Origin of the sequence: Vibrio vulnificus CMCP6 (assembly GCF_000039765.1) — a bacterium.
GTDB classification, from domain to species: Bacteria; Pseudomonadota; Gammaproteobacteria; order Enterobacterales; family Vibrionaceae; genus Vibrio; species Vibrio vulnificus_B.
On record NC_004459.3, the window covers coordinates 1,348,630 to 1,370,346 of the forward strand.

A 21,717-nucleotide genomic window follows, 5' to 3' on the forward strand; every position below is an offset into this window, starting at 1 on the left:
AAGAGGAAAAATGGCATGAGGCCATTGAAGAATGAGAGTGGTATTGGATGGGTTCCGAAACCAAAAGAGCTGGCGTAAGTCGCCAGCTCTTTTACGTCTAAATGAACTTAACCTGTGTTACGCATACCTGCGGCGATACCCGCGATGGTCACCATCAACGCTTCTTCAAGCGCTTCCGATACCACGCCTGCTTGGCGAGTGCGGTAAAGCAGTTCTGCTTGAAGCATATTCAACGGTTCGATGTAGATATTACGTAGTCGAATAGACTCTTGACCCCAAGGATCGCTTTGCATCAAGTTCTCGTTGTTTTCGACGTTAAGCACGGCTTTGATGTCGCTTTGCAGCTGATCACGTAAACGATCACCCAGAGGTAGCAGCGATTTGTCGGCGAGACGTTCATCATAGTAACGAGAAATCTCACTGTTACACTTGAGGTACACCATCTCAAGCATGCCCAAACGCGTGGAGAAAAATGGCCATTCACGGCACATTTCTTCCAAAAGCGCTTGATGGCCTTTGTCAATCGAGTACTGAATCGCTTCACCAGCACCTAACCACGCAGGCAATAGCAAGCGGTTTTGGCTCCAAGAGAAAATCCAAGGAATCGCACGTAGGCTTTCCACGCCACCATTTGGGTTACGCTTGGCAGGGCGAGAGCCTAGAGGCAGTTTACCCAACTCCAGCTCAGGTGTTGCTTGGCGGAAGTAAGGGACAAAGTCTGGCTCACCACGAACCACACTGCGGTAGGCTTCACAGCTTACTTGCGACAGCACTTCCATCAGATCGCGCCACTCTTGTTTTGGCTCTGGTGGTGGTAGCAAATTAGCTTCAAGGATCGCACTGGCGTACATGTTGAAGCTATTAACGGCCACATCAGGCAAACCGAGTTTGAAGCGAATCATCTCACCTTGTTCGGTGACGCGTAGGCCGCCTTTCAAGCTCTTTGGTGGTTGAGAGAGCAGCGCTGCATGAGCGGGTGCACCGCCACGACCAATGGTACCGCCACGGCCGTGGAATAAGGTCAGCTCAATGCCTTCTTGTTCAGCGACGTTCACTAAGGCTTCCATTGCATGGTATTGAGCCCAACCCGCCGCCATTACGCCCGCGTCTTTTGCTGAGTCGGAATAACCGATCATCACCATTTGATGGTTTTGAATAAAGCCACGATAGAGGTCAATGCTCATCAATTGTTTGATCACCGCTTCGGCGTTGTTTAGATCGTCGAGCGTTTCAAACAGCGGGCAAACGTCCATGCGATAAGGACAGCCTGATTCTTGCAGCAGTAGATGCACCGCGAGTACATCAGAGGCAGTCTTGGCCATCGAGATGACGTAAGCACCAAACGCTTCACGAGATTGCGCGGCAATGATTTTGCACGTATCGAGCACTTCTTTCACTTGCTCTGAAGGTTGCCAGTCACGTGGTAGCAATGGGCGCTTCGATGCCAATTCATTGGTCAAGAACGCGATTTTGTCTTGTTCGCTCCAGTGATTGTAATCACCAATGCCTAAGTAACGTGTCAGTTCTGAAAGGACGTCAGCGTGACGGGTACTTTCTTGGCGAATGTCCAAGCGAACCAGATGCACACCAAACGCTTTGACACGACGCAGTGTATCGAGTAGTGAGCCTTCGGCGATCATGCTCATGCCACATTCGCGTAGTGACTGATAACAAGCGAAAAGAGGATCCCAAAGTTGCTCAACACTTTGCAGCGGCGCTTTTACTGCCAGCTTCTGGCCGTTAATTTTCGCATCCAGGATCTCTTTGGTATCACTCAGCAGCGTGCGCAGTTGTTTCAGGATGGCACGATAAGGCTCGTGTTCATCTTCACCTGCCAATTGACGAACGGTGTCATTGCACTTGGTCATTGACAGCTCGCTGATCAACTCATTGATGTCTTTGAGGTAAAGATCCGCCGCTTTCCAGCGCGAGAGTAGCAACACTTCACGTGTCACAGTATGGGTCACAAACGGGTTGCCATCTCGGTCACCACCCATCCAAGATGAGAAGTGAACAGGGCGAGCATCAATTGGCAAGCCTTGGTCTAGATAGTCTTTGAGCTTTTCATCGAGTTCGCGTAGAAAATCTGGCACTGCTTCCCAGAGTGAATTTTCCACTACGGCAAACCCCCACTTCGCTTCATCGAGTGGTGTTGGGCGCTGTTTGCGAATCACGTCTGAGTGCCAGCTTTGTGCGATAAGTTGCTCGAGGCGTTTTTCTGTCTTGTGGCGCTCTTTGTAAGAAAGATCGCTCAGCTCTAACTTAGACAGGCATTCGTTGATTTTGACCAGTTTATTGATCATGGTGCGGCGCGTGATTTCCGTCGGGTGCGCAGTCAGCACCAGTTCAATGTTCAATTCACGAATCGCTTGGGCGGTATCGAGTTTATTGATGCCGTTTTGACCAAGCTTAGCAAACAGCGTATTGATCGCATCCGGCTCACACACGTGTGCATCGCAATGGCGAGAGATGGTGTGGTATTGCTCGGCAATGTTGGTCAAATTCAGAAATTGGTTAAAAGCGCGAGCCACCGGGGTGAGTTGCTCATCTGGCAGGCTTTTGATTTCTTCAATCAGGTTGTTACGATCAGCCTGATTGCCTGCGCGGGCAGATTTGGAGAGCTTACGAATGGTCTCCACCTTCTCTAAGATTTCGTCGCCATGGGCCTCTTGAATGGTGTTACCCAATAAGTGCCCCAACATGCTGACATTACTCTTGAGCGCGGCGTATTTCTCGTTCATTGTCATCCTGCCTCGTAAAAAAATTACATCCATTGTTCCTTGTTAAGCCACCAATCTAGCGAAATTTAATATATTTAGTCAAATAAAGCAGACTAAGTTTGCAAATATTCGCTCGCTGTTCTGACTTAAAGCAAAGTATTGCTTTGTAAATAAACGATATTGAAAATTTATTACAATTTATAAGGCAGAGTGGCGCAAGGCAACTCTGCCGACATGCAGCTAAAAACAGTATTTGCGCATTGCTTTACTAAGCACGTCAATCGTCGGGTCGATAAAGTCAAACGCCAAGAACTCATCTGGCTGGTGAGCTTGGTCGATAGATCCCGGACCCAGCACCAGTGTGGGGCAGAGCTGCTGCAAAAATGGCGCTTCGGTACAGTAGTTCACGGTTTGTGATGGTGTACCACAGAGCTCTTCTATGCCATGAATAAATGGATGATCATGTTGGCACTCGTAACCTGGGATTGGCTCGTGCAGTGGCACGATCTCAATCCGTCCCGGCCATTTTGCTTCCACCTCTTTGAGTGCCCCACGCAACAGATTATCCAAACCGTCGAGGCTAATGCCAGGAAGAGGTCTTACGTCATAATGCAACTCGCAGCAACCGCAGATGCGGTTGGCACTATCGCCCCCATGAATATGGCCAAGGTTAAGAGTGGGAGATGGGATAGCAAATCCGGGATTGTGATACTGCTTGATTAACGTATCACGCAGTTGCATCAGCGCGAACAGGACTTCATGCATGATCTCGATGGCATTGACCCCTAATGATGGATCAGAGGAGTGGCCCGATTTCCCTGTGACCCGCACGACATTGGCGACATGGCCTTTGTGCCCACGAACAGGCACTAAACTCGTTGGCTCGCCAATGATGCAGTAGTCAGGTTTAAAGGGGGTATGCGCACTAAAGTGGCGCGCACCGAGCATGGTGGTCTCTTCATCACACGTCGCCAGCACATAAAGGGGTTTATTTTGTCCTTTCCAATCCATGCGTTTGGCGGCTTCATAAATAAAAGCAAAAAAGCCTTTCATGTCAGCGGTGCCTAAACCATAGAACTTGTTGTCTTTCTCGGTGAGTTGGTGAGGGTCAAAGCTCCAACGGCCTTGATCAAAAGGCACCGTATCACTGTGTCCAGCCAACAGTAGGCCACCCTCTCCCTGACCTTTCTGTGCCAATAAATTGTATTTACCCGGTTCGACTTCGGTGACGTCCACATCAAAGCCCAATGCCGCAAACCAATCGGAGAGCTTTTCGATCACCGCCTGGTTGCCTTGATCCCAACTTGGGTCGCTAGAGCTGATGGATGAGGTGGAAATTAAGCCACGGTAAACATCAAGAAAACTCGGTAATTGCATAGATTATTCACTTCCCCTGTTGACAGTTGGGTAACAAAAAGGTAAAACACATATTAACTCATATTTAATGAATAAAAAATCAATATAAAGTAATTTTTAAATATGAATAGTCACTTTTACGCTTTCTTAAGTTTACGGATGTACTGAGATGTTAAAAACCACAATCATAGGTGCCAGCGGTTACACAGGCGCTGAATTGGCACTGATGGTAGAGAAACACCCAGAGCTCACGCTAGCAGGTTTGTATGTATCCGCCAATAGCACTGATGCGGGCAAGTGCATTTCTCAACTGCATGGCAAACTTGCGGGTGTGATTGAAATGCCCGTGTTGCCGCTAACGGATCCGCTCGGGGTAGCCCAAGACTCGGATGTGATCTTTTTAGCGACGGCACATGAAGTCAGCCATGACCTTGCTCCGCTCTTTTTGCAGCAAGGTTGTCAGGTGTTTGATCTCTCAGGTGCATTCCGTGTGAAAGGGGATGATTTCTATACTCAGTTTTACGGCTTTGCGCACCAGCACAGTGAGTGGTTGGACAAAGCGGCATATGGTTTGGCTGAGTGGAATGAAGAAGCCATTAAAGCCAGTCAATTGGTGGCGGTCGCAGGGTGTTACACCACAGCGGCACAATTGGCAATTAAGCCGTTGCTGATCTCTCAGTTAGTGGATACCAATCAATGGCCGGTAATTAACGCCACCAGTGGTGTCTCTGGAGCAGGACGTAAAGCGTCGATGACCAATAGCTTTTGTGAAGTCAGCTTACAGCCTTATGGCATTTTTAATCACAGACACCAACCGGAAATCGTTCACCATCTTGGCTGTGATGTGATCTTCACGCCTCACCTTGGCAACTTCAAACGTGGCATTTTGGCGACGATCACCATGAAGTTGCAGGATGGTGTGACGAAAGAACAAGTTGCGCACGCTTTTGCGCAAGCCTATGACAGAAAACCTGCGGTGCGCCTCAAAGGGGATGTTATTCCACGCATTCAGGATGTCGAATTTACCCCATTCTGCGATCTTGGCTGGAGGGTTCAAGGTCAACACATCATCGTGATTTCGGCCATCGATAACCTATTAAAAGGGGCATCGAGCCAAGCGATGCAGTGCCTAAATATTCACTACGGTTTTTCACCACTAACAGCCTTGCTGTAACGCTTTGGGTAAGGAAAAGAAGATGACACAACCAAGCTTAAATCCTCTTGTAATCAAATTAGGTGGTGCGGCGCTATCGTGCAGCCAAACCTTGAGCCAACTATTTGGAGCCATTGCCAGCTACCAACAAAAAGAGCAGCGACAAATCGTGATTGTGCACGGTGGCGGTTACCTGGTGGATGAGCTGATGGAAAAGTTACAACTTCCGACAGTGAAGAAAAACGGTTTACGTGTAACACCTTACGATCAAATTCCGCTGATTGCAGGCGCGCTCGCAGGAACAGCGAACAAATTGCTACAAGGACAAGCGATGGCGGATGGTCTGAATGCCATTGGATTAAGCCTTGCCGACGGTGGCTTATGTCAGGTTGAAGAGTTGGATCCAGAGCTCGGAGCGGTGGGCAAAGCGACGCCAGGAGATTCAAGCCTGCTGCAAACGATTTTGAACGCAGGTGCCTTACCGATCATCAGCTCAATTGGTTTAACAGCGCAGGGGCAGCTCATGAACGTCAACGCTGATCAAGCCGCCGTTGCAGTGGCTGGGGCATTAGATGCGCAACTGGTCCTTCTGTCTGATGTGAGTGGGGTGCTCGATGGCAAAGGACACTTAATTAAGAGCTTAAACCAACAAGAAGCCGATGCCTTGATTGCCGGTAAGGTGATTACCGATGGCATGATTGTCAAAGTCCAAGCAGCCTTAGAAGCCGCAAACGATTTAGGGCGAGCGATTGAAGTCGCAACTTGGCGCTATCCAGAGAATCTGGAAAAACTGTTTGCCGGAGAAAGTATCGGTACCCAGTTTTTACCAGCATAACTATTTGAATGAAAAAGTTAACTCAACAAGATTAAGAAGTCGTATGGCACTGACCGCCGAGTGCAGGCCAGACAAATGGAGAATGGAAATGAGCAAATTAAATGTCAATAAAGTGGTTGTCGCTTACTCAGGCGGTTTGGATACGTCAGTGATCATTCCTTGGTTAAAAGAGAACTACGATTGTGAAGTGGTGGCCTTTGTTGCTGATGTGGGTCAGGGCGAAGAAGAGCTTGTCGGTATTGAAGAGAAAGCCAAAGCTTCTGGTGCCTCAGAATGTTATGTCGTCGATCTGAAAGAAGAATTGGTCGCTGACTACATCTACCCAACACTGAAAACGGGCGCTTACTATGAAGGCAAATACCTCTTGGGGACGTCTATGGCGCGCCCGGTGATTGCCAAAGCACAAGTTGAAATTGCCCGTAAAGTGGGGGCTGATGCATTGTGTCACGGCTGTACTGGTAAAGGGAATGACCAAGTGCGTTTTGAAGGCGCCTTCGCCGCATTGGCCCCTGATCTGAAAGTGATTGCGCCTTGGCGTGAATGGGATCTTGTGAGTCGTGAGCAGTGTTTAGACTACTTGGCTGAGCGCAACATTCCTTGTGCTGCCTCGTTGACCAAAATCTATTCTCGTGACGCGAATGCGTGGCATATCTCTACGGAGGGTGGCGTACTAGAAAGTACCTGGAATGCACCGAATGAAGATTGCTGGGTATGGACCGTCGATCCAGAGCAAGCGCCGAATGAAGCGGAATACGTTACCCTGCAAGTTGAAAAAGGTGAAGTTGTGGCCGTGGATGGTGAGCAAATGACGCCGTACAACGCGCTGGTTTACTTGAACGAAAAAGGGGCGAAACACGGTGTTGGTCGTATCGACATTGTAGAAAACCGTCTAGTTGGTATGAAGTCTCGTGGTTGTTATGAAACCCCAGGGGGCACCATTATGATGGAAGCGCTGCGTGCGGTTGAGCAGTTGGTGCTGGACAAAACCTCTTTTGAGTTCCGTGAAGAACTGGGTTTAAAAGCGTCTCACCTTGTCTATGATGGTCGCTGGTTCACACCACTGCGTAAATCGATCATGGCTGCGGCAGATGAATTGGCGCAGGATGTCAATGGTGAAGTCGTGGTGAAGCTGTATAAAGGCATGGCAACAGTGACACAGAAACGCTCTGAAAACAGCTTGTATTCCGAAGCGTTTGCAACCTTTGGTGAAGATGAAGTGTACGATCAAAGCCACGCAGGCGGCTTTATCCGCCTTTACTCACTTTCTAGCCGAATTCGCGCACTCAATAGCCAGAAATAACCAGCGCGGTTATTGTTGAATACAAGAAAGGCTCAGCAGACATCTGCTGAGCCTTTCTTGTATGGGAGGCTTAAAAATTATTCATGAATAAATATGTAAAAATAATGAATTTATACTTTATTTTTTGGCGAGTTTGTCGTAACGTGGGCACATAACAATACCTGCATTCCTTACCATGAATGGGTAAGGGATCGAGCAACACACTTACACCGGTTAGCAATAGTCATCAGGAGAGACGCAATGGCATTATGGGGCGGAAGATTTACCCAAGCGGCAGATACCAGGTTCAAAGATTTTAACGATTCGCTTCGCTTTGATTACCGACTGGCCGAGCAAGACATTGTCGGCTCTATTGCTTGGTCTAAGGCGTTGTTGTCAGTCAATGTACTGAGTAAAGAAGAGCAGCAAAAACTGGAGTTTGCGCTGAACGAATTGAAACTTGAGGTGATGGAAGATCCGCATCAAATTCTTCACTCCGATGCAGAAGATATTCATTCGTGGGTTGAACAACAACTGATTGGAAAAGTGGGTGACCTGGGTAAAAAGCTTCATACTGGTCGCTCGCGCAACGACCAAGTCGCCACAGACCTGAAATTATGGTGTCGCCAGCAAGGGCATCAGCTGCTGTTAGGATTGGATAAATTGCAGACGCAAATGGTGAATGTGGCAAAACAGCACCAAGCCACGGTCCTGCCGGGTTATACCCATTTACAACGCGCTCAACCGGTGACGTTTGCACATTGGTGCTTGGCCTATGTGGAAATGTTTGAGCGTGACTATTCGAGATTGAGCGATGCACTGACTCGTCTTGACACCTGCCCGTTAGGTTCAGGAGCGTTAGCGGGCACCGCGTATCCGATTGATCGTGAGCAATTGGCACAGGATTTGGGTTTCCGTCGTGCGACACGCAACTCACTGGATTCGGTCTCTGATCGCGATCATGTGATGGAGTTGATGTCAGTTGCTTCGATCTCCATGTTGCATTTATCTCGTCTTGCGGAAGACATGATTTTCTACAACTCTGGCGAGTCGGGCTTTATTGAGTTAGCCGATACGGTGACTTCAGGATCGTCCTTGATGCCACAAAAGAAAAACCCTGATGCGCTAGAACTGATCCGTGGCAAAACGGGCCGCGTGTATGGCTCTCTTGCGGGCATGATGATGACGGTAAAAGCCTTACCACTGGCGTACAACAAAGACATGCAAGAAGACAAAGAAGGGCTGTTTGATGCTCTTGATACTTGGAACGATTGCATGGAGATGGCAGCGCTTTGTTTTGATGGGATTAAAGTCAATGGAGAGCGTACGCTTGAAGCGGCGAAACAAGGTTACGCCAACTCGACGGAACTGGCCGATTACTTGGTGGCCAAAGGGATCCCATTCCGCGAAGCACACCACATTGTTGGTGTTGCGGTGGTCGGGGCTATTGCACAAGGCTGTGCGCTTGAAGAGCTATCGCTTGAGCAATTGCAATCTTTCTCTCCCGTGATTGAAGCCGATGTTTACCAAATTCTGACCATAGAGTCGTGTCTTGAAAAGCGCAGTGCGTTAGGTGGGGTATCACCAAAGCAAGTGGCGTATGCGGTTGAACAAGCGGATAAGCGCCTTGCTGCGCGTGATACGACGTTAGTTAAGGTACGTCCTGCTCGCATCACCGATATTGAAACTTTAGAGAGCATGGTGGCTTATTGGGCAAACCTAGGGGAAAATTTACCGCGTACACGCAGCGAGATTATCCGCGATATCGGTTTGTTTGCGGTGTCGGAACATCAAGGTCTGGTGACCGGCTGTGCATCCCTTTATATCTACGATTCTGGTTTGGCAGAGATCCGCTCTTTAGGCATCGAAGCGGGTTGGCAGAGACAAGGTCAGGGAACGGCAGTGGTTCAGTATCTGATTGATAAAGCCAAAGACATGGCCATCAAAAAGCTGTTTGTGCTGACTCGTGCCCCTGAGTTCTTCCTGAAACAGAACTTCGTGCAAACCTCGAAGTCGCTGCTTCCTGAGAAAGTCTTGAAAGACTGCGATCAATGCCCACGACAGCATGCGTGTGACGAAGTCGCGCTCGAATTCAATCTAAGTGAGCAGATTATTTCTCAGGTTAAAGTTGCATAGCGTTTGTTTTCATTGGAAATTTAGTTCAGGCGATAAAAAAGATCAAAAAAGATCGTATTTTATGGGAACTATCAGAAAGCAGTGCAGTCTATAAAGTTACCACTGCTTTTTCTTAGAAATATCTAGGAAGACCCCGACACCGAGATTGGTAGCGGGGTTTTTTTATTTCTGCTTATCACGCTGTTTTTCACTGAGTTTGCGAGCCTGCCAAGGCAAAATCACGTACTTCATCCATAAATGCAAAAAGAGCAAAAGGTTAAAAGCAAATCCGGCCACGATCAGGGCAATTGATTCGATTGAGGTAGGGTTGTCTCTGAATGCGAACCACCAAATGATCCAGCATACAACGGACAACACGGTCAATTGATCGAGGCAGCGCTGGCATCGACCTATCTTTTTCCAAAACCAGTGTTGAGAGCAATCGTTACATGACATGTGGTCAGTCCATGGATAAATTGAGTAAAGTTTCATGACAAAACCTGCCGCCTATTGGGTATAGTATAAAAGTAACGTACGGAAACTTAAGTACAATATGAAATAAAAACCGCTGTGAGGTGGTCGTTATTTGCTTGCGGCAAATTTCCTTTGTTCTGGCGTCGAGAGTGGGATGAAGATGAAACATCTCATCATTAAACACGACGAAAAATTTTGATAGTTATTAGAATCTGATGTTATGTTTTTGATAGCTATATTCTATTGAGGTGGGTATGAACATTCGCGATTTCGAATACCTAGTGGCTTTGGCAGAGCATAAACATTTCAGAAAAGCAGCTGAAGCGTGTTTCGTGAGTCAACCAACACTAAGCGGACAAATTCGTAAACTGGAAGAAGAGATAGGGACAACGCTACTTGAGCGCAGCAGTCGTCGAGTGCTTTTTACCGATGCTGGTTTGCAACTTGTTGAGCAGGCAAAAAATATTCTCAAAGAGGTCAAAACCTTTAAAGAGATGGCAAGTGGTCAAAGTGGGGCGATGACAGGGCCGATGCATATTGGCTTTATTCCAACGCTGGGCCCTTATTTATTGCCAAAAATTGTACCTCAACTCAAAGAGCGTTTCCCTGAGCTGGAGCTGTTTTTGCACGAAGCACAAACACAACAGTTAGTGCGACAGCTCGAAGATGGCAAACTCGATTGCTTAGTACTGGCGTCGGTAGCAGAGACTGAACCATTTAAAGAAATTGAAGTGTATAACGAACCATTAAGTGTTGCGGTGCCATGCCATCATGAATGGGCTGCGCTCGAACAGCTGGATATGTTAGAGCTCAATGGAAAAACCGTATTAGCGCTTGGGGATGGTCATTGCCTTCGCGATCAGGCGTTAGGATTTTGTTTTGCGGCAGGTGCTCGTGATGATGAACGCTTTAAAGCGACCAGCTTGGAAACCTTGCGCAATATGGTCGCTGCAGGGGCTGGGATTACCTTGCTGCCAGAGCTCTCGGTACCAAAAGAGAAGCAAAAAGATGGCGTGTGTTATATCAAAGCGGTCAATCCGGTGCCTTCGAGAACGATCGTGGTGGTTTATCGCCCAGGCTCTCCGCTGCGTGCGCGTTTTGAGCAGTTGGCGGCAACCATCAAAGAGCTGCTCGTGAGCGGTTCAGAGCAGTAATGTTTGTCTGCTCCGCCAATAAATAAAAAGGTTGCCAAATGGCAACCTTTTTTGTGTTTGACTGGCTAACTTAGAACAGCGCTTCTTCATCACTGGAAGAGGAATAGATGCTTTCTTCCTCGACGCTAGAAACATACTCAGTCGGCTCTGTCCCTTTAATGAAGTACTCAAACATAGCGCTGTCATCGGTCTTGTTGGTTAATAGCCCGGTTTCACGATCGATGCGCACACGCACTATATTCGCGGGTAACACTTTTTCATGTTCAGGCACGCCTTCTAAAGCCAGTTTCATAAAATCAATCCACGCTGGCAATGCAGTTTTCGCTCCAGATTCGGCCCCAGAGGTTTGTTTACCATCTAAGTTGGCGTTAGTGGTGGTTTTTCCGAGCGTGCGACTATGGTCATCAAAACCTACCCAAGAAATCGCGACCACACCCGGGCCATAACCGTTATACCAAGCGTCTTTGGAATCGTTGGTTGTACCGGTTTTACCGCCGATATCGCGTCGACCCAACGTTTGTGCACGCCAGCCTGTGCCATTCCAACCTGTACCTTCACGCCAGTTACCACCCCCCCAGATGTTGCTGTACATCATTTCGCGCATGATAAAAGCATTCTGTTCGCTGATCACTTGCTTGGCAAATGGCTGAGTGCTCTCGGTGCTTTCACCATTCTCATTCTCTACAATGGTTTGCGTGGCCACTGGGCAATCTTGCTGACAGATGGTTTGTGGCTGTGACTCAAACACGACATTGCCATAAGGATCTTCAATATGGCTGATGTAATAAGGCTCTACATAGTAGCCCCCATTGGCAAAAACCGAGAATCCCTGTGCCATCTTCATTGGGGTTAAGCTACCTGCACCCAAGGCAATGGTTTCTGAACGTGGCAGTTGGTCGAGCTCAAAACCAAAGCGAGTGAGGTATTCACGCGTTTCATCCAGCCCGACTTCACGCAGAGTACGAACCGCCATGACGTTTTTCGACGTTGCTAAGCCAATACGTAAACGGGTTGGGCCAATGTAAGTCGGAGGAGAGTTCTTAGGACGCCATGCTGTACCTTGGCTCTCATCCCATTTGTTGATTGGTGCATCGTTGATCAGCGTGGCCAGAGTCATGCCGTTATCAATCGCCGCCGAGTAAATAAAGGGTTTGATACTCGAACCTACTTGGCGAACCGACATGGTGGCACGGTTAAACTTGTTGTGAACAAAGTTAAAGCCACCCACGAGGGAAAGTACCGCGCCATTATCAGGGTTCATGGCGATAAAGGCGGTATTGGCGTTAGGCACTTGACTTAAGTGCCAGCTTTCCTGGCTTTCGCCTTTGTCATCGGTAGTCACTACTTTGCGAACCCAAATTTGCTCGCCCGGCGCTAAGATGTCTTTGGCTGAGTTTGGTGCACTGCCTTGACGTTCATCAGTGATGAACTTGCGCGCCCAGTTCATGCCTGACCATGCGATGGTTTGGCTTTGTTCACGTTTAACCCAAATGGTTGCGTTTTTGCTTTCAACCTTGGTCACAATCGCTGGAATCAATTCGCCGTAAGTCGGTTGGTTGCTCAGATGATCGTCCATCTTCGCTTCATCCCAAGCGGCTTCGCCTGCTTTCCACAGCACACTTTCTTCACCACGGTAGCCGTGACGCTCATCGTAGGCTAATAAGTTGTCAATCGCGGCTTTGTTGGCTGCGGCTTGGAGCTTAGAGTCGATGGTCATGTAGACATTCATACCGGACGTATACGCTTTCTCTTCGCCGTACTCCTGTACCATCCATGCACGCGCGAGCTCAGCCACATAAGGAGCACTGACCTCGATCTCCGCGCCGTGGAATTGAGAAATCAATGTTTCCGCTCGTGCTGCGTCATACTCTTCTTGGGTGATGTATTTTTCATCCAACATGCGCATTAGGACGACGTTACGACGATTGGTTGCGCGTTCTAGCGAATAGATAGGGTTCAGTGTCGATGGTGCTTTTGGCATACCCGCCAAAGTCGCAATCTCGCTTAAGGAGAGATCTTGCAAATCTTTGCCAAAATAGACTCGAGCTGCCGCCCCAAAACCGTATGAGCGATAACCAAGGAAAATTTTATTAACGTAAAGCTCCATGATCTCCTGCTTGCTCAGCAGTTGCTCAATATGGATGGCGATAAAAATTTCTTTCACTTTACGCATTAACTTCTTTTCATTCGAGAGGAAGAAGTTACGTGCCAATTGCTGAGTAATGGTACTTGCGCCCTGTTTAGCGGAACCTGACATCGCGACAACTAACGCCGCTCGGGTAATACCAATCGGGTCGATACCGTAATGATCATAGAAACGGCTATCTTCAGTCGCGATCAGCGCGTGGATCAGCGATTGAGGAATTTGGTCGTAGGTCACTGGAATGCGACGCTTTTCACCAAATTGCGCAATTAATTTCCCATCTTGGCTAAACACCTGCATCGGAGTTTGTAACTCAACATTTTTGAGTGTCGCCACATCTGGCAGTTCTGGCTTAACGTACTGATAAAAGCCAAAAATTGTTGTGACTCCAAGAATTATGCAAATTAATGCAAATATAAGTAAACGCTTTATGAACTTCACCGGAGAATCCCTGTTTAGTTGAGGCTGTATGACGGCAAACCCTTGTACTCTAGGCTAAAAAGTTAGCTCTGCTGCTATTAACTCTTATTTGACGGTTAATAACAACCTCTGAGCTAAAGAAAATGGGAGCTGTTTTGAGATGGGTAAGCCGTTCGTTACCGGAATTGATATTGGTCATCGTAGCCTCAAGGCTGTCATTCTGAAACCTTATGGAGAGCACTACGCCCTGTTAGGGTACAAAGAAATAATCATTAAAGACGGTATTTTCTCAGATAACCACACTCTGAATCATCAAGAAATTGTCAATAGCCTGAAAGAACTGAAGAAGGAACTGCCTCTTTTCCGTTATCAGGTGGCACTGGCGGTGCCTGATAGTTCAGTGATTAGTAAGATGTTATCGATCGATGCGGAGTTGGATGGTCGAGAGCGAGAATTCGCTATCCTTCAGGCGTTTGCACATCAGTCGCCATTTCCTGTCGATGAATTATCGATTGATTATGTCCAATTGGTCGAAGAAACCAGCAAAACGAATCATAGCTATCAAGTTTACGCCACCAAAAAAGAGGTGGTGGAAAGCCGTGTGCGTGTCGCAGAAGAAGTGGGACTGAAACCCGTGCTGGTAGATGTGCATGCGCATAGCCTGTGCAACATCTTAACGTTAGCGGCAGAGCGCCATCCAGATAAAGCTAGCTATTGCTTGTTGGATGTGGGTTATGACACCTCCTCTTTGGTGATGTCGCGTCGCAACGAACCGCCTTTAGTTAAAGAATTTGCCTATGGGGTGTCTCACCTCAATGCGTCGATAGGCGACGATCTGACTTCTCCTGATGCTCATGAGAAAACCGACATCTTTAATAAAGAACTGACAGAGCGAGTTCGTCGGCAATTGCAGCTGTTCCAATCTATGGATAGCCAAAGCAAAGTGAATGGCCTCTGGATCTGCGGTGAAGGCGCGATTACTCCGTTGTTGAGTGAAACGTTGCAGAGAAAGCTGAGTTTGGAGTGCGAAGTCCTTAATCCTCTGGCTCTGTTTGAGCAAAAAACGGCGAAAAGAAAGCGCCGTATTGTTGATTGGCACCATTTTTCGGTGGCAGCGGGATTAGCGATTGGTGGCATTCAGTGGCTGGAGGATAGCCATGCAGCATAAGATCAACCTGTTACCTTGGCGTGAACACAAGCGTGAGGAGCATAAACGTCGTTTTGTCAGTCTGGTCGCATTAGGTGCCCTGATCGCGGTCGGTATTCAGTGGGGCATTGGCCAGTACTTTTCATACCAACAACGTTTGCAGCAAGAGCGTCTCGATTATCTTACCCACTATATCGCACAGTTGGATCAGCGTATCCAAGCGATGAACATTGCCAAGGAAGAGCATAGCCAGATCCTCGCTCGACTCAAGGTTGTCGAGTCGCTTCAAGCGGAACGCAACAAAACCACCGCATTTATGAACTTGATGACGGAACTGATCCCTGAGGGGGTGTATGTCGACAAGATCAAAATGAACACCAACGACGTTGAGTTGGCTGGCATAAGCGATAGTACCGCTCGACTCGCCACCATGTTGGATAATTTGGAACGTTCCACCTTTCTAAAAGAAGTGGAAATGCATTCGATTGTTCATGACAAGAAGCGTTTTGGTAAGAGCTTCCAGACGTTTACCGTCTCTTTTGTGTTTGATGAACATGCCGATTCTGCCAATACGTTGGCCAAGGAGGGGAATCATGGCTAGTTGGCAAGATCTCGATATTGATGAAATCACAGATTGGCCGATTTTACCGCAGGCGGCGGTTGTCGTGTTGCTGATGTTGATCATTCAAGGTTTTGGTTATTGGTTCTATCTCAAGCCGGAAACGGAAGTGTTGCAAAGGATGGTCACAGAAGAGCAAACGCTGAAAATCTCGGCTCGAATTAAGGCGACCAAAGTGGCTGCCTTGCCGCAACTTCAATCGCAACTTGATGAACTGACTCAGCGCTATGAATTCTTACTTAAGCAACTGCCCGTGCAGAAGGAGTTGGCGACAATGTTGGCGTCGGTCAATGAACTCGGCATTCAAAGTAAGCTCACGTTTACACGTATCGATTGGGGGGAAAAGCAAACCAAGGATTTCCTTTACCAACTGCCTTTGAATATTGAGTTAACCGGGGATTATCACGATATCGGTGAATTTTCTGAAGCGATTGCCCGCTTGCCTCGCATTATCAGTTTTACCGATGTGACTTGGCATCGAGTGAGTATGGAAAGCAGCACCTTGCACTTCCGAGTAAAAGCGAACACCTATCAGTTCAAGTCGGAGGCTGTCCATGAGAAGTAGTTTATCGCTCGTCGCTGTGCTGGTCTTGCTATCGGGTTGTCGAGCGAATACCGAACCGATGGAAGGTTTTATCCGCCAAGTTGAATCGGAAGCACGTCAAGAAATGGCCAAGTTACAGCCAGAGCGCGAGTACATCCCGATTGATTACTTAGCTCGAGAAAATCGCCGTCCTTTTGAATTACCTAAGGAAGCCGTGATTGCCTCTCAACCTGTCGTTAAGAAAGACTGCTGGCAGCCACCTTCACGGGCTAAAAATGGCAAGTTGGAGCGTTATCCACTTAGCCAATTGCGTCTGAAAGGGGTGATGGGGAGTGGCAATACCATTGCCGGTCTCGTACAGACTCCACAAGGCAAAGTGGAGAAAGTTCACCCAGGGCAATTTATCGGCCAGAACAATGGCAAAGTGACCGTAGTAACGCCGTCTTACATATTGATCAATGAAACCCTTCCTGATGGTTTAGGTTGCTGGCAGCAACGTAAAGTCAGACTGGCATTGAGATAGGCAAGAAATTTTAGTGATTTGTGAGTTGATGATGAAAAACAAAATCCAATTGTTTCCGGGAATGCTTTCCCAATTCGTCTGCCTGTTGTCTGTTTGCATCTTTACCACCTTTGCAAACGCACAATCTGAAGCAGAAAATGCGCTCAAGAGCATCGATTTCAGAACCAACGCTGCCAAAGATGCGATTATCATCGTTGAATTGGCAACGCCTGCAACGGTGGTGGATTTGAAACCGGTAGCGGAAGGATTGAGCATCGAGTTGATCAATACCTCGGTCAAAGATGAGCAGCTCTATCTGCTCGATGTCAAAGATTTCTCGACCGTGGTTGAAAGTATCGAAGTGTTCAGAGAAGTGTCCAAAACCCGTCTTGTTGCGAATGTTAGTGGTGAATTTCGTCACGACTATCGTCTGTCTGGACGCTATCTCGAGGTGACAATTTCTCGCATCAAATCGGAACAAGAAGCCCGTGAACAAAGTGTGTTGGAAAAAGAAGGCAAGTTGATTTCTATCAACTTCCAAGATATTCCAGTGCGTAATGTTTTGCAGCTTATCGCAGACTACAATGGCTTCAACCTCGTGGTGTCTGATTCCGTGACTGGTAATGTGACGTTGAGATTGGATGGCGTACCTTGGCAGCAAGTGCTCGATATCATTCTTCAAGTGAAAGGTTTAGATAAACGTGTTGAAGGCAATGTTGTGCTCATCGCTCCTCAAGATGAATTGGATTTGAGAGAGAAGCAGCAGCTTGAGAAAGAGCGTCTGGCGGAAGAGCTTGGCTCCCTCAAATCGGAAATCATCAAAGTCAACTTTGCCAAAGCGTCAGACATCGCTGAGATGATCAATGGCAAAGAGTCGGTCAGCATGCTGTCAGAGCGTGGTAGTGTGGCGATTGATGAACGGACAAACTCTCTTTTGTTGCGTGAGTTACCCGAAAACATCGAAGTGATTCGAGAAATTATCAATTCGTTGGATATCCCAGTCAAACAGGTACAAATTGAAGCGCGAATTGTTACGGTGAACGAAGGCAATCTTGATGAGCTTGGTGTACGTTGGGGTTTCACCTCCATCAACGGCAGCACAACTGTCGGTGGTTCAATCGAAAACAACCTTGCAACCATTGGTCTCTACAATGCAGGTAGTGGTAGTGGCAGTGGTGACTCAGGTAGCGGCGGCAGTGGCAGTGAAGGCGGTTCGGCCTCCATTGATGATTTCCTCAATGTCAATCTTGCTGCGACCTCTGCAAACGCCTCAAGTATTGCTTTCCAAGTGGCTAAATTGGGGTCGGATTTGTTGTTGGATCTCGAACTCTCTGCACTGCAACGCGAATCAAAAGCGGAAATTATTTCTAGCCCTCGTTTGATCACAACCAATAAGAAGCCTGCTTATATCGAGCAAGGTACGGAGATCCCTTATCTAGAGTCTTCCTCCAGTGGAGCTACCACGGTTTCATTTAAGAAAGCCGTGCTTAGCCTGAAAGTGACCCCACAGATCACGCCTGACAATCGTCTCGTGTTGGATTTAAGCGTTACACAAGATAGACCCGGCGAAATTGTCAAAACAGGCACTGGAGAAGCGGTTGCGATTGATACTCAGCGCATCGGTACACAAGTCTTGGTCAATAATGGTGAAACGGTAGTGTTAGGCGGTATCTTCCAACACAGTATTACCAATACCACGGACAAGGTTCCTCTGTTAGGCGATTTACCTTTATTGGGGGCGCTTTTCCGCCGTAGCTATGAAAACGTGGGTAAACGTGAATTGCTGATATTTGTCACACCTAAGGTTATCTTGCAGTAGTGCTGGTGGAGATTGATCGCGAGTGACAGAGCAATTAGATTAAAAATAAAGTTGCAATAGCGGCACCATACCTTGATAATTTCGGGTCTTATCACGAGTATCTGTGAGGAATTGGTGCCACAAGCGCATATTGAATCGGGATTCATCCGAATTATTCTTGTGGCGATGTCATTGAATTAACGTTGTAAATTACTGCTAAACATGGCTGAGAAACGTAATATTTTCCTTGTTGGCCCAATGGGCGCTGGCAAAAGCACAATTGGTCGATACCTAGCTCAACAACTCCACATGGAGTTTTTGGATTCTGATACTGTTATTGAAGAGCGCACAGGCGCTGACATCTCTTGGGTATTTGATGTTGAAGGTGAAGAGGGTTTCCGCAAACGTGAAGAAGCGGTTATCAACGATCTGACACTAGAGCAGGGTATCGTATTGGCAACGGGCGGTGGCTCGGTGAAAAGCCGCGAAAACCGCAATCGTCTTTCTGCACGTGGTATTGTGGTATACCTAGAAACGACTATCGAGAAACAGCTAGCTCGTACTAACCGTGACAAAAAACGTCCGTTACTACAAACGGATAATCCACGTGAAGTACTAGAATCACTGGCTGGTGAGCGTAACCCTCTTTACGAAGAGATCGCGGATTACACCGTTCGCACTGACGATCAAAGTGCAAAAGTGGTAGCCAACCAGATCGTAAAAATGCTAGAAGAAAGCTAAGTTAAGTCTTTCTTTTATTGTGGAGTGCAACCATGGAACGGATTACGGTCAATTTAGCTGAACGTAGCTACCCAATCACAATAGGCGCCGGGTTGTTTGAAGATTCGGCGCACCTATCTTCTCTCACTGCTGGGCAGAAAGTGGTCGTGATTACCAATGTCACGGTAGCCCCTCTCTATGCGGATAAAATTCTTTCTTTATTGCAATCTTTAGGTTGTCAGGCCTCGTTGCTTGAACTGCCTGATGGAGAGCAATACAAGAGTTTAGATACCTTTAACCAAGTAATGAGCTTTCTTCTCGAGGGAAGCTTTGCCCGTGATGTCGTGGTTATCGCACTAGGTGGTGGTGTAATTGGTGATTTAGTCGGTTTTTCTGCCGCTTGTTATCAACGTGGTGTGGATTTTATTCAAATTCCAACCACGCTGTTATCCCAAGTGGACTCTTCTGTTGGTGGAAAAACGGCAGTTAACCATCCACTAGGCAAAAACATGATTGGTGCATTCTATCAGCCGAAATCGGTGATTATTGATACCAACTGTTTGAAAACTCTTCCTGAACGAGAGTTTGCTGCGGGTATTGCTGAAGTGATTAAATATGGCATCATTTATGACGCTGAGTTTTTCACTTGGCTCGATGAGCATCTTGATGCGCTGTATTCATTAGATGAACAAGCATTAACTTACGCCATCGCACGCTGTTGCGAAATTAAAGCAGAAGTGGTGGCGCAAGATGAAAAAGAGTCAGGCATTCGCGCTTTATTGAACTTGGGCCATACGTTTGGACACGCGATCGAAGCTGAGCTCGGCTACGGCAACTGGTTACACGGTGAAGCCGTTGCTGCGGGTACTGTCATGGCGGCACGCACCGCACAGTTACAGGGTATGATCGATCAGCAGCAATTTGATAAGATTTTCTCTATACTTAGCAGAGCTAAGCTGCCAGTACATACACCAGAAAGTATGACGTTTGACGATTTCATGACTCATATGATGCGCGATAAGAAAGTGCTATCAGGGAAACTGAGATTAGTCTTACCAAGCAGTATTGGTACCGCTGAGGTCGTGGCTGATGTTCCTCAAGAGGTCATTCGTCAAGCCATTGAAGATTGTCGCACAATCAATTAATCAAACCTTAAAATAGCTCCATCAGGGGCTATTTTCACAAGGAATCGCTGATGAGCCGTGCTTTGCCTAATGTACTTGAACTGGATTCTCAAACCGAGCTTTTAGAACGTCTTGAGTTATTGACTAATTTTGGCTCCAACCTTATCACTATTAATGGTGCTAAAGGATTTGGTAAGTCTTGGTTAGCGCAACGTTATCTTGAGCAGTATGCGCAGGAAAAAAATCAATGTTTAGTTCTGTGCCATCCTAGTCAAGATGAAAGCCAGCATCGCACGCTTATTCTTAGCCAGCTTGTCAGTGAGCCGTTGTTTAATCCGCACGATGCTTTGATTGAAAGTGCGGAGCGCCTTTTTGCTGATCAAGCTTGTGACTTTGCCATTGTTATTGATGATGCTCATCTGTTAAGTGAGGCGCTTGTCTCAGAGCTATGGATGTGGGTGCTGGAAGCTCAGGCTAACCCTCAATGGACCGTCAACGTCTTGATGTTTAGCGAATCAGGTCAATTAGAGTCACTGTTGACGCGCTTAGGCTACGGGCAGGAGCATAAACCAGTCGACCTTGACATTGAAAGGCTGAGTGAAACGGAAGCGATGCGCTTTTTTGAAAACCTGGTGGTTCGTTACATCGACGAAGCCAATGAGAAAAAAGTGCGTGCCGCATTTAAGAAAGTAGACCCGATTCCAGGGGCAATTATGGCTTTAGGAGATCTCAAGGTGGAAAAAAGGATCATTATCCGCTCGATAGTGGCATCACCGGTAAATATCGTGCTCACCGTACTGATATTATTGCTGCTCGCCGCGGCAGGCTATTGGTGGATGTTCAGCCAACCAACTGCCGATGAGAAAGCGCAAGAGATTTCACGAACGCTGGAACAAACAGTGATTCCCACTTTAGAGCCCACTGCCGAAACCCAGGTGATAGATGCCGAGCAAAAAACAGAGCTGGCTCGACAGCAAGCCGAGGCATTGTCTTTACAAGGTGCACAAGATGATACCGACGCACTCCCCCCAGCGGTGAAAGAGATGACCACTAGCGTTGGCATTAGCGATCAAGATCAGCAACGTGTTGTGATTGAGTCAGATGTCGTGGACGCATTGTTGGAAAATAAGCCTCAGCAGGCTGATACCAGTAAGATGGATGCCTTGGTGGCCGCGAACACGCAAACGACCCCTGTAATCGAAGCGGATGCGCCAGAAAAAATCAACCAAACGCCAGAACAGGATCAAGCGCCTGCTGTTGTGCGTTTTTCCTTTGCTCGTGAAGAGTTGAAAGCGTTGTCACCAAGAGGTTACACATTGCAACTGGCGGCGATGACGTCGTTGCAAGATGTTCAAGCCTTTTTAGATAAACACCAGTTGCAGAATCAAGTCCGTATTTATCCGACGCTGAGAAACGACACGGAGTGGTACATCGTGACCTACCGCGATTATCCCACTATTCAAATGGCTCGAGATGCGGTGAATGAACTGCCGAAATCTCTCCAGTCGCTTGGCCCATGGGCAAAATCGCTCAGTCAGGTACACCGAGAGATAGACCGAGTGAAATAAACCTGAGTTTCGTGGGAAAATATGTTACATTCCGCACCCTTGAAAT

General features: G+C 47.5%; 17 protein-coding genes. 13 read left to right on the top strand and 4 right to left on the bottom strand.

Features of this window, described 5'->3' with window-relative positions; genetic code table 11:
- Nucleotides 1-107: 107 nt before the first annotated feature.
- Together ppc and argE are read right to left on the bottom strand one after the other, a co-directional pair.
- Complete coding sequence (gene ppc / locus VV1_RS06495) at nucleotides 108-2,741, bottom strand: phosphoenolpyruvate carboxylase (protein ID WP_043921084.1); 2,634 nt, start codon at nucleotides 2,739-2,741, stop codon at nucleotides 108-110.
- A 219-nt stretch (nucleotides 2,742-2,960) separates the two neighbouring features.
- Nucleotides 2,961-4,097 (bottom strand): acetylornithine deacetylase, encoded by a 1,137-nt coding sequence (gene argE / locus VV1_RS06500; protein ID WP_011079344.1) that lies wholly within the window; start codon nucleotides 4,095-4,097, stop codon nucleotides 2,961-2,963.
- 148 nt (nucleotides 4,098-4,245) lie between these two features.
- Here argE and argC point away from each other — a divergent pair, with 148 nt between their 5' ends.
- From argC to argH, 4 genes are all read left to right on the top strand, one after another.
- Nucleotides 4,246-5,250, top strand: a complete 1,005-nt coding sequence (argC, locus tag VV1_RS06505) for an N-acetyl-gamma-glutamyl-phosphate reductase (RefSeq protein ID WP_011079345.1) — start codon at nucleotides 4,246-4,248, stop codon at nucleotides 5,248-5,250.
- A gap of 22 nt (nucleotides 5,251-5,272) precedes the next feature.
- On the top strand, nucleotides 5,273-6,064 hold the full coding sequence (gene argB / locus VV1_RS06510) for an acetylglutamate kinase (protein ID WP_011079346.1): 792 nt from the start codon (nucleotides 5,273-5,275) through the stop codon (nucleotides 6,062-6,064).
- A gap of 88 nt (nucleotides 6,065-6,152) precedes the next feature.
- Nucleotides 6,153-7,364 carry an argininosuccinate synthase gene (locus tag VV1_RS06515; RefSeq protein ID WP_011079347.1) on the top strand — a complete coding sequence of 404 codons (1,212 nt, stop codon included), beginning with the start codon at nucleotides 6,153-6,155 and terminating at the stop codon, nucleotides 7,362-7,364.
- A gap of 240 nt (nucleotides 7,365-7,604) precedes the next feature.
- Complete coding sequence (gene argH / locus VV1_RS06520) at nucleotides 7,605-9,479, top strand: argininosuccinate lyase (protein WP_011079348.1); 1,875 nt, start codon at nucleotides 7,605-7,607, stop codon at nucleotides 9,477-9,479.
- A 162-nt stretch (nucleotides 9,480-9,641) separates the two neighbouring features.
- Here argH and VV1_RS06525 read toward each other — a convergent pair whose 3' ends face one another.
- Entirely contained in the window at nucleotides 9,642-9,914 is a 273-nt protein-coding gene (locus VV1_RS06525) for a DUF3624 domain-containing protein (RefSeq protein ID WP_011079349.1), read from the bottom strand.
- 272 nt (nucleotides 9,915-10,186) lie between these two features.
- On the opposite strand from VV1_RS06525, the gene oxyR reads away from it, so the two are divergent.
- Entirely contained in the window at nucleotides 10,187-11,086 is a 900-nt protein-coding gene (gene oxyR, locus VV1_RS06530; RefSeq protein ID WP_011079350.1) for a DNA-binding transcriptional regulator OxyR, read from the top strand.
- Between the two features lie 70 nt (nucleotides 11,087-11,156).
- Here oxyR and VV1_RS06535 read toward each other — a convergent pair whose 3' ends face one another.
- The gene (locus VV1_RS06535) at nucleotides 11,157-13,670 is read right to left on the bottom strand and encodes a penicillin-binding protein 1A (protein WP_011079351.1); all 2,514 of its coding nucleotides are present in this window, start codon (nucleotides 13,668-13,670) and stop codon (nucleotides 11,157-11,159) included.
- A 139-nt stretch (nucleotides 13,671-13,809) separates the two neighbouring features.
- Here VV1_RS06535 and pilM point away from each other — a divergent pair, with 139 nt between their 5' ends.
- The 8 genes from pilM to VV1_RS06575 all read left to right on the top strand — a co-directional run bounded on the left by pilM (nucleotide 13,810) and on the right by VV1_RS06575 (nucleotide 21,671).
- Nucleotides 13,810-14,817, top strand: a complete 1,008-nt coding sequence (gene pilM / locus VV1_RS06540) for a type IV pilus assembly protein PilM (protein WP_011079352.1) — start codon at nucleotides 13,810-13,812, stop codon at nucleotides 14,815-14,817.
- Nucleotides 14,807-15,397: a PilN domain-containing protein gene (locus VV1_RS06545; RefSeq protein ID WP_011079353.1), complete on the top strand. Its 591-nt coding sequence runs from the start codon at nucleotides 14,807-14,809 to the stop codon at nucleotides 15,395-15,397. Before pilM ends, VV1_RS06545 begins: the two co-directional genes overlap by 11 nt.
- The gene (locus VV1_RS06550; protein WP_011079354.1) at nucleotides 15,390-15,980 is read left to right on the top strand and encodes a type IV pilus inner membrane component PilO; all 591 of its coding nucleotides are present in this window, start codon (nucleotides 15,390-15,392) and stop codon (nucleotides 15,978-15,980) included. Before VV1_RS06545 ends, VV1_RS06550 begins: the two co-directional genes overlap by 8 nt.
- The gene (locus VV1_RS06555; protein ID WP_011079355.1) at nucleotides 15,970-16,482 is read left to right on the top strand and encodes a pilus assembly protein PilP; all 513 of its coding nucleotides are present in this window, start codon (nucleotides 15,970-15,972) and stop codon (nucleotides 16,480-16,482) included. The genes VV1_RS06550 and VV1_RS06555 overlap by 11 nt, the downstream gene beginning before the upstream one ends.
- Before the next feature lie 13 nt (nucleotides 16,483-16,495).
- Nucleotides 16,496-18,280 (top strand): type IV pilus secretin PilQ, encoded by a 1,785-nt coding sequence (locus VV1_RS06560; RefSeq protein ID WP_011079356.1) that lies wholly within the window; start codon nucleotides 16,496-16,498, stop codon nucleotides 18,278-18,280.
- 201 nt (nucleotides 18,281-18,481) lie between these two features.
- The gene (gene aroK / locus VV1_RS06565; RefSeq protein ID WP_011079357.1) at nucleotides 18,482-19,000 is read left to right on the top strand and encodes a shikimate kinase AroK; all 519 of its coding nucleotides are present in this window, start codon (nucleotides 18,482-18,484) and stop codon (nucleotides 18,998-19,000) included.
- Between the two features lie 32 nt (nucleotides 19,001-19,032).
- Nucleotides 19,033-20,124, top strand: a complete 1,092-nt coding sequence (gene aroB, locus VV1_RS06570; RefSeq protein WP_011079358.1) for a 3-dehydroquinate synthase — start codon at nucleotides 19,033-19,035, stop codon at nucleotides 20,122-20,124.
- A gap of 50 nt (nucleotides 20,125-20,174) precedes the next feature.
- On the top strand, nucleotides 20,175-21,671 hold the full coding sequence (locus VV1_RS06575; protein WP_011079359.1) for an AAA family ATPase: 1,497 nt from the start codon (nucleotides 20,175-20,177) through the stop codon (nucleotides 21,669-21,671).
- Nucleotides 21,672-21,717 lie beyond the last annotated feature (46 nt).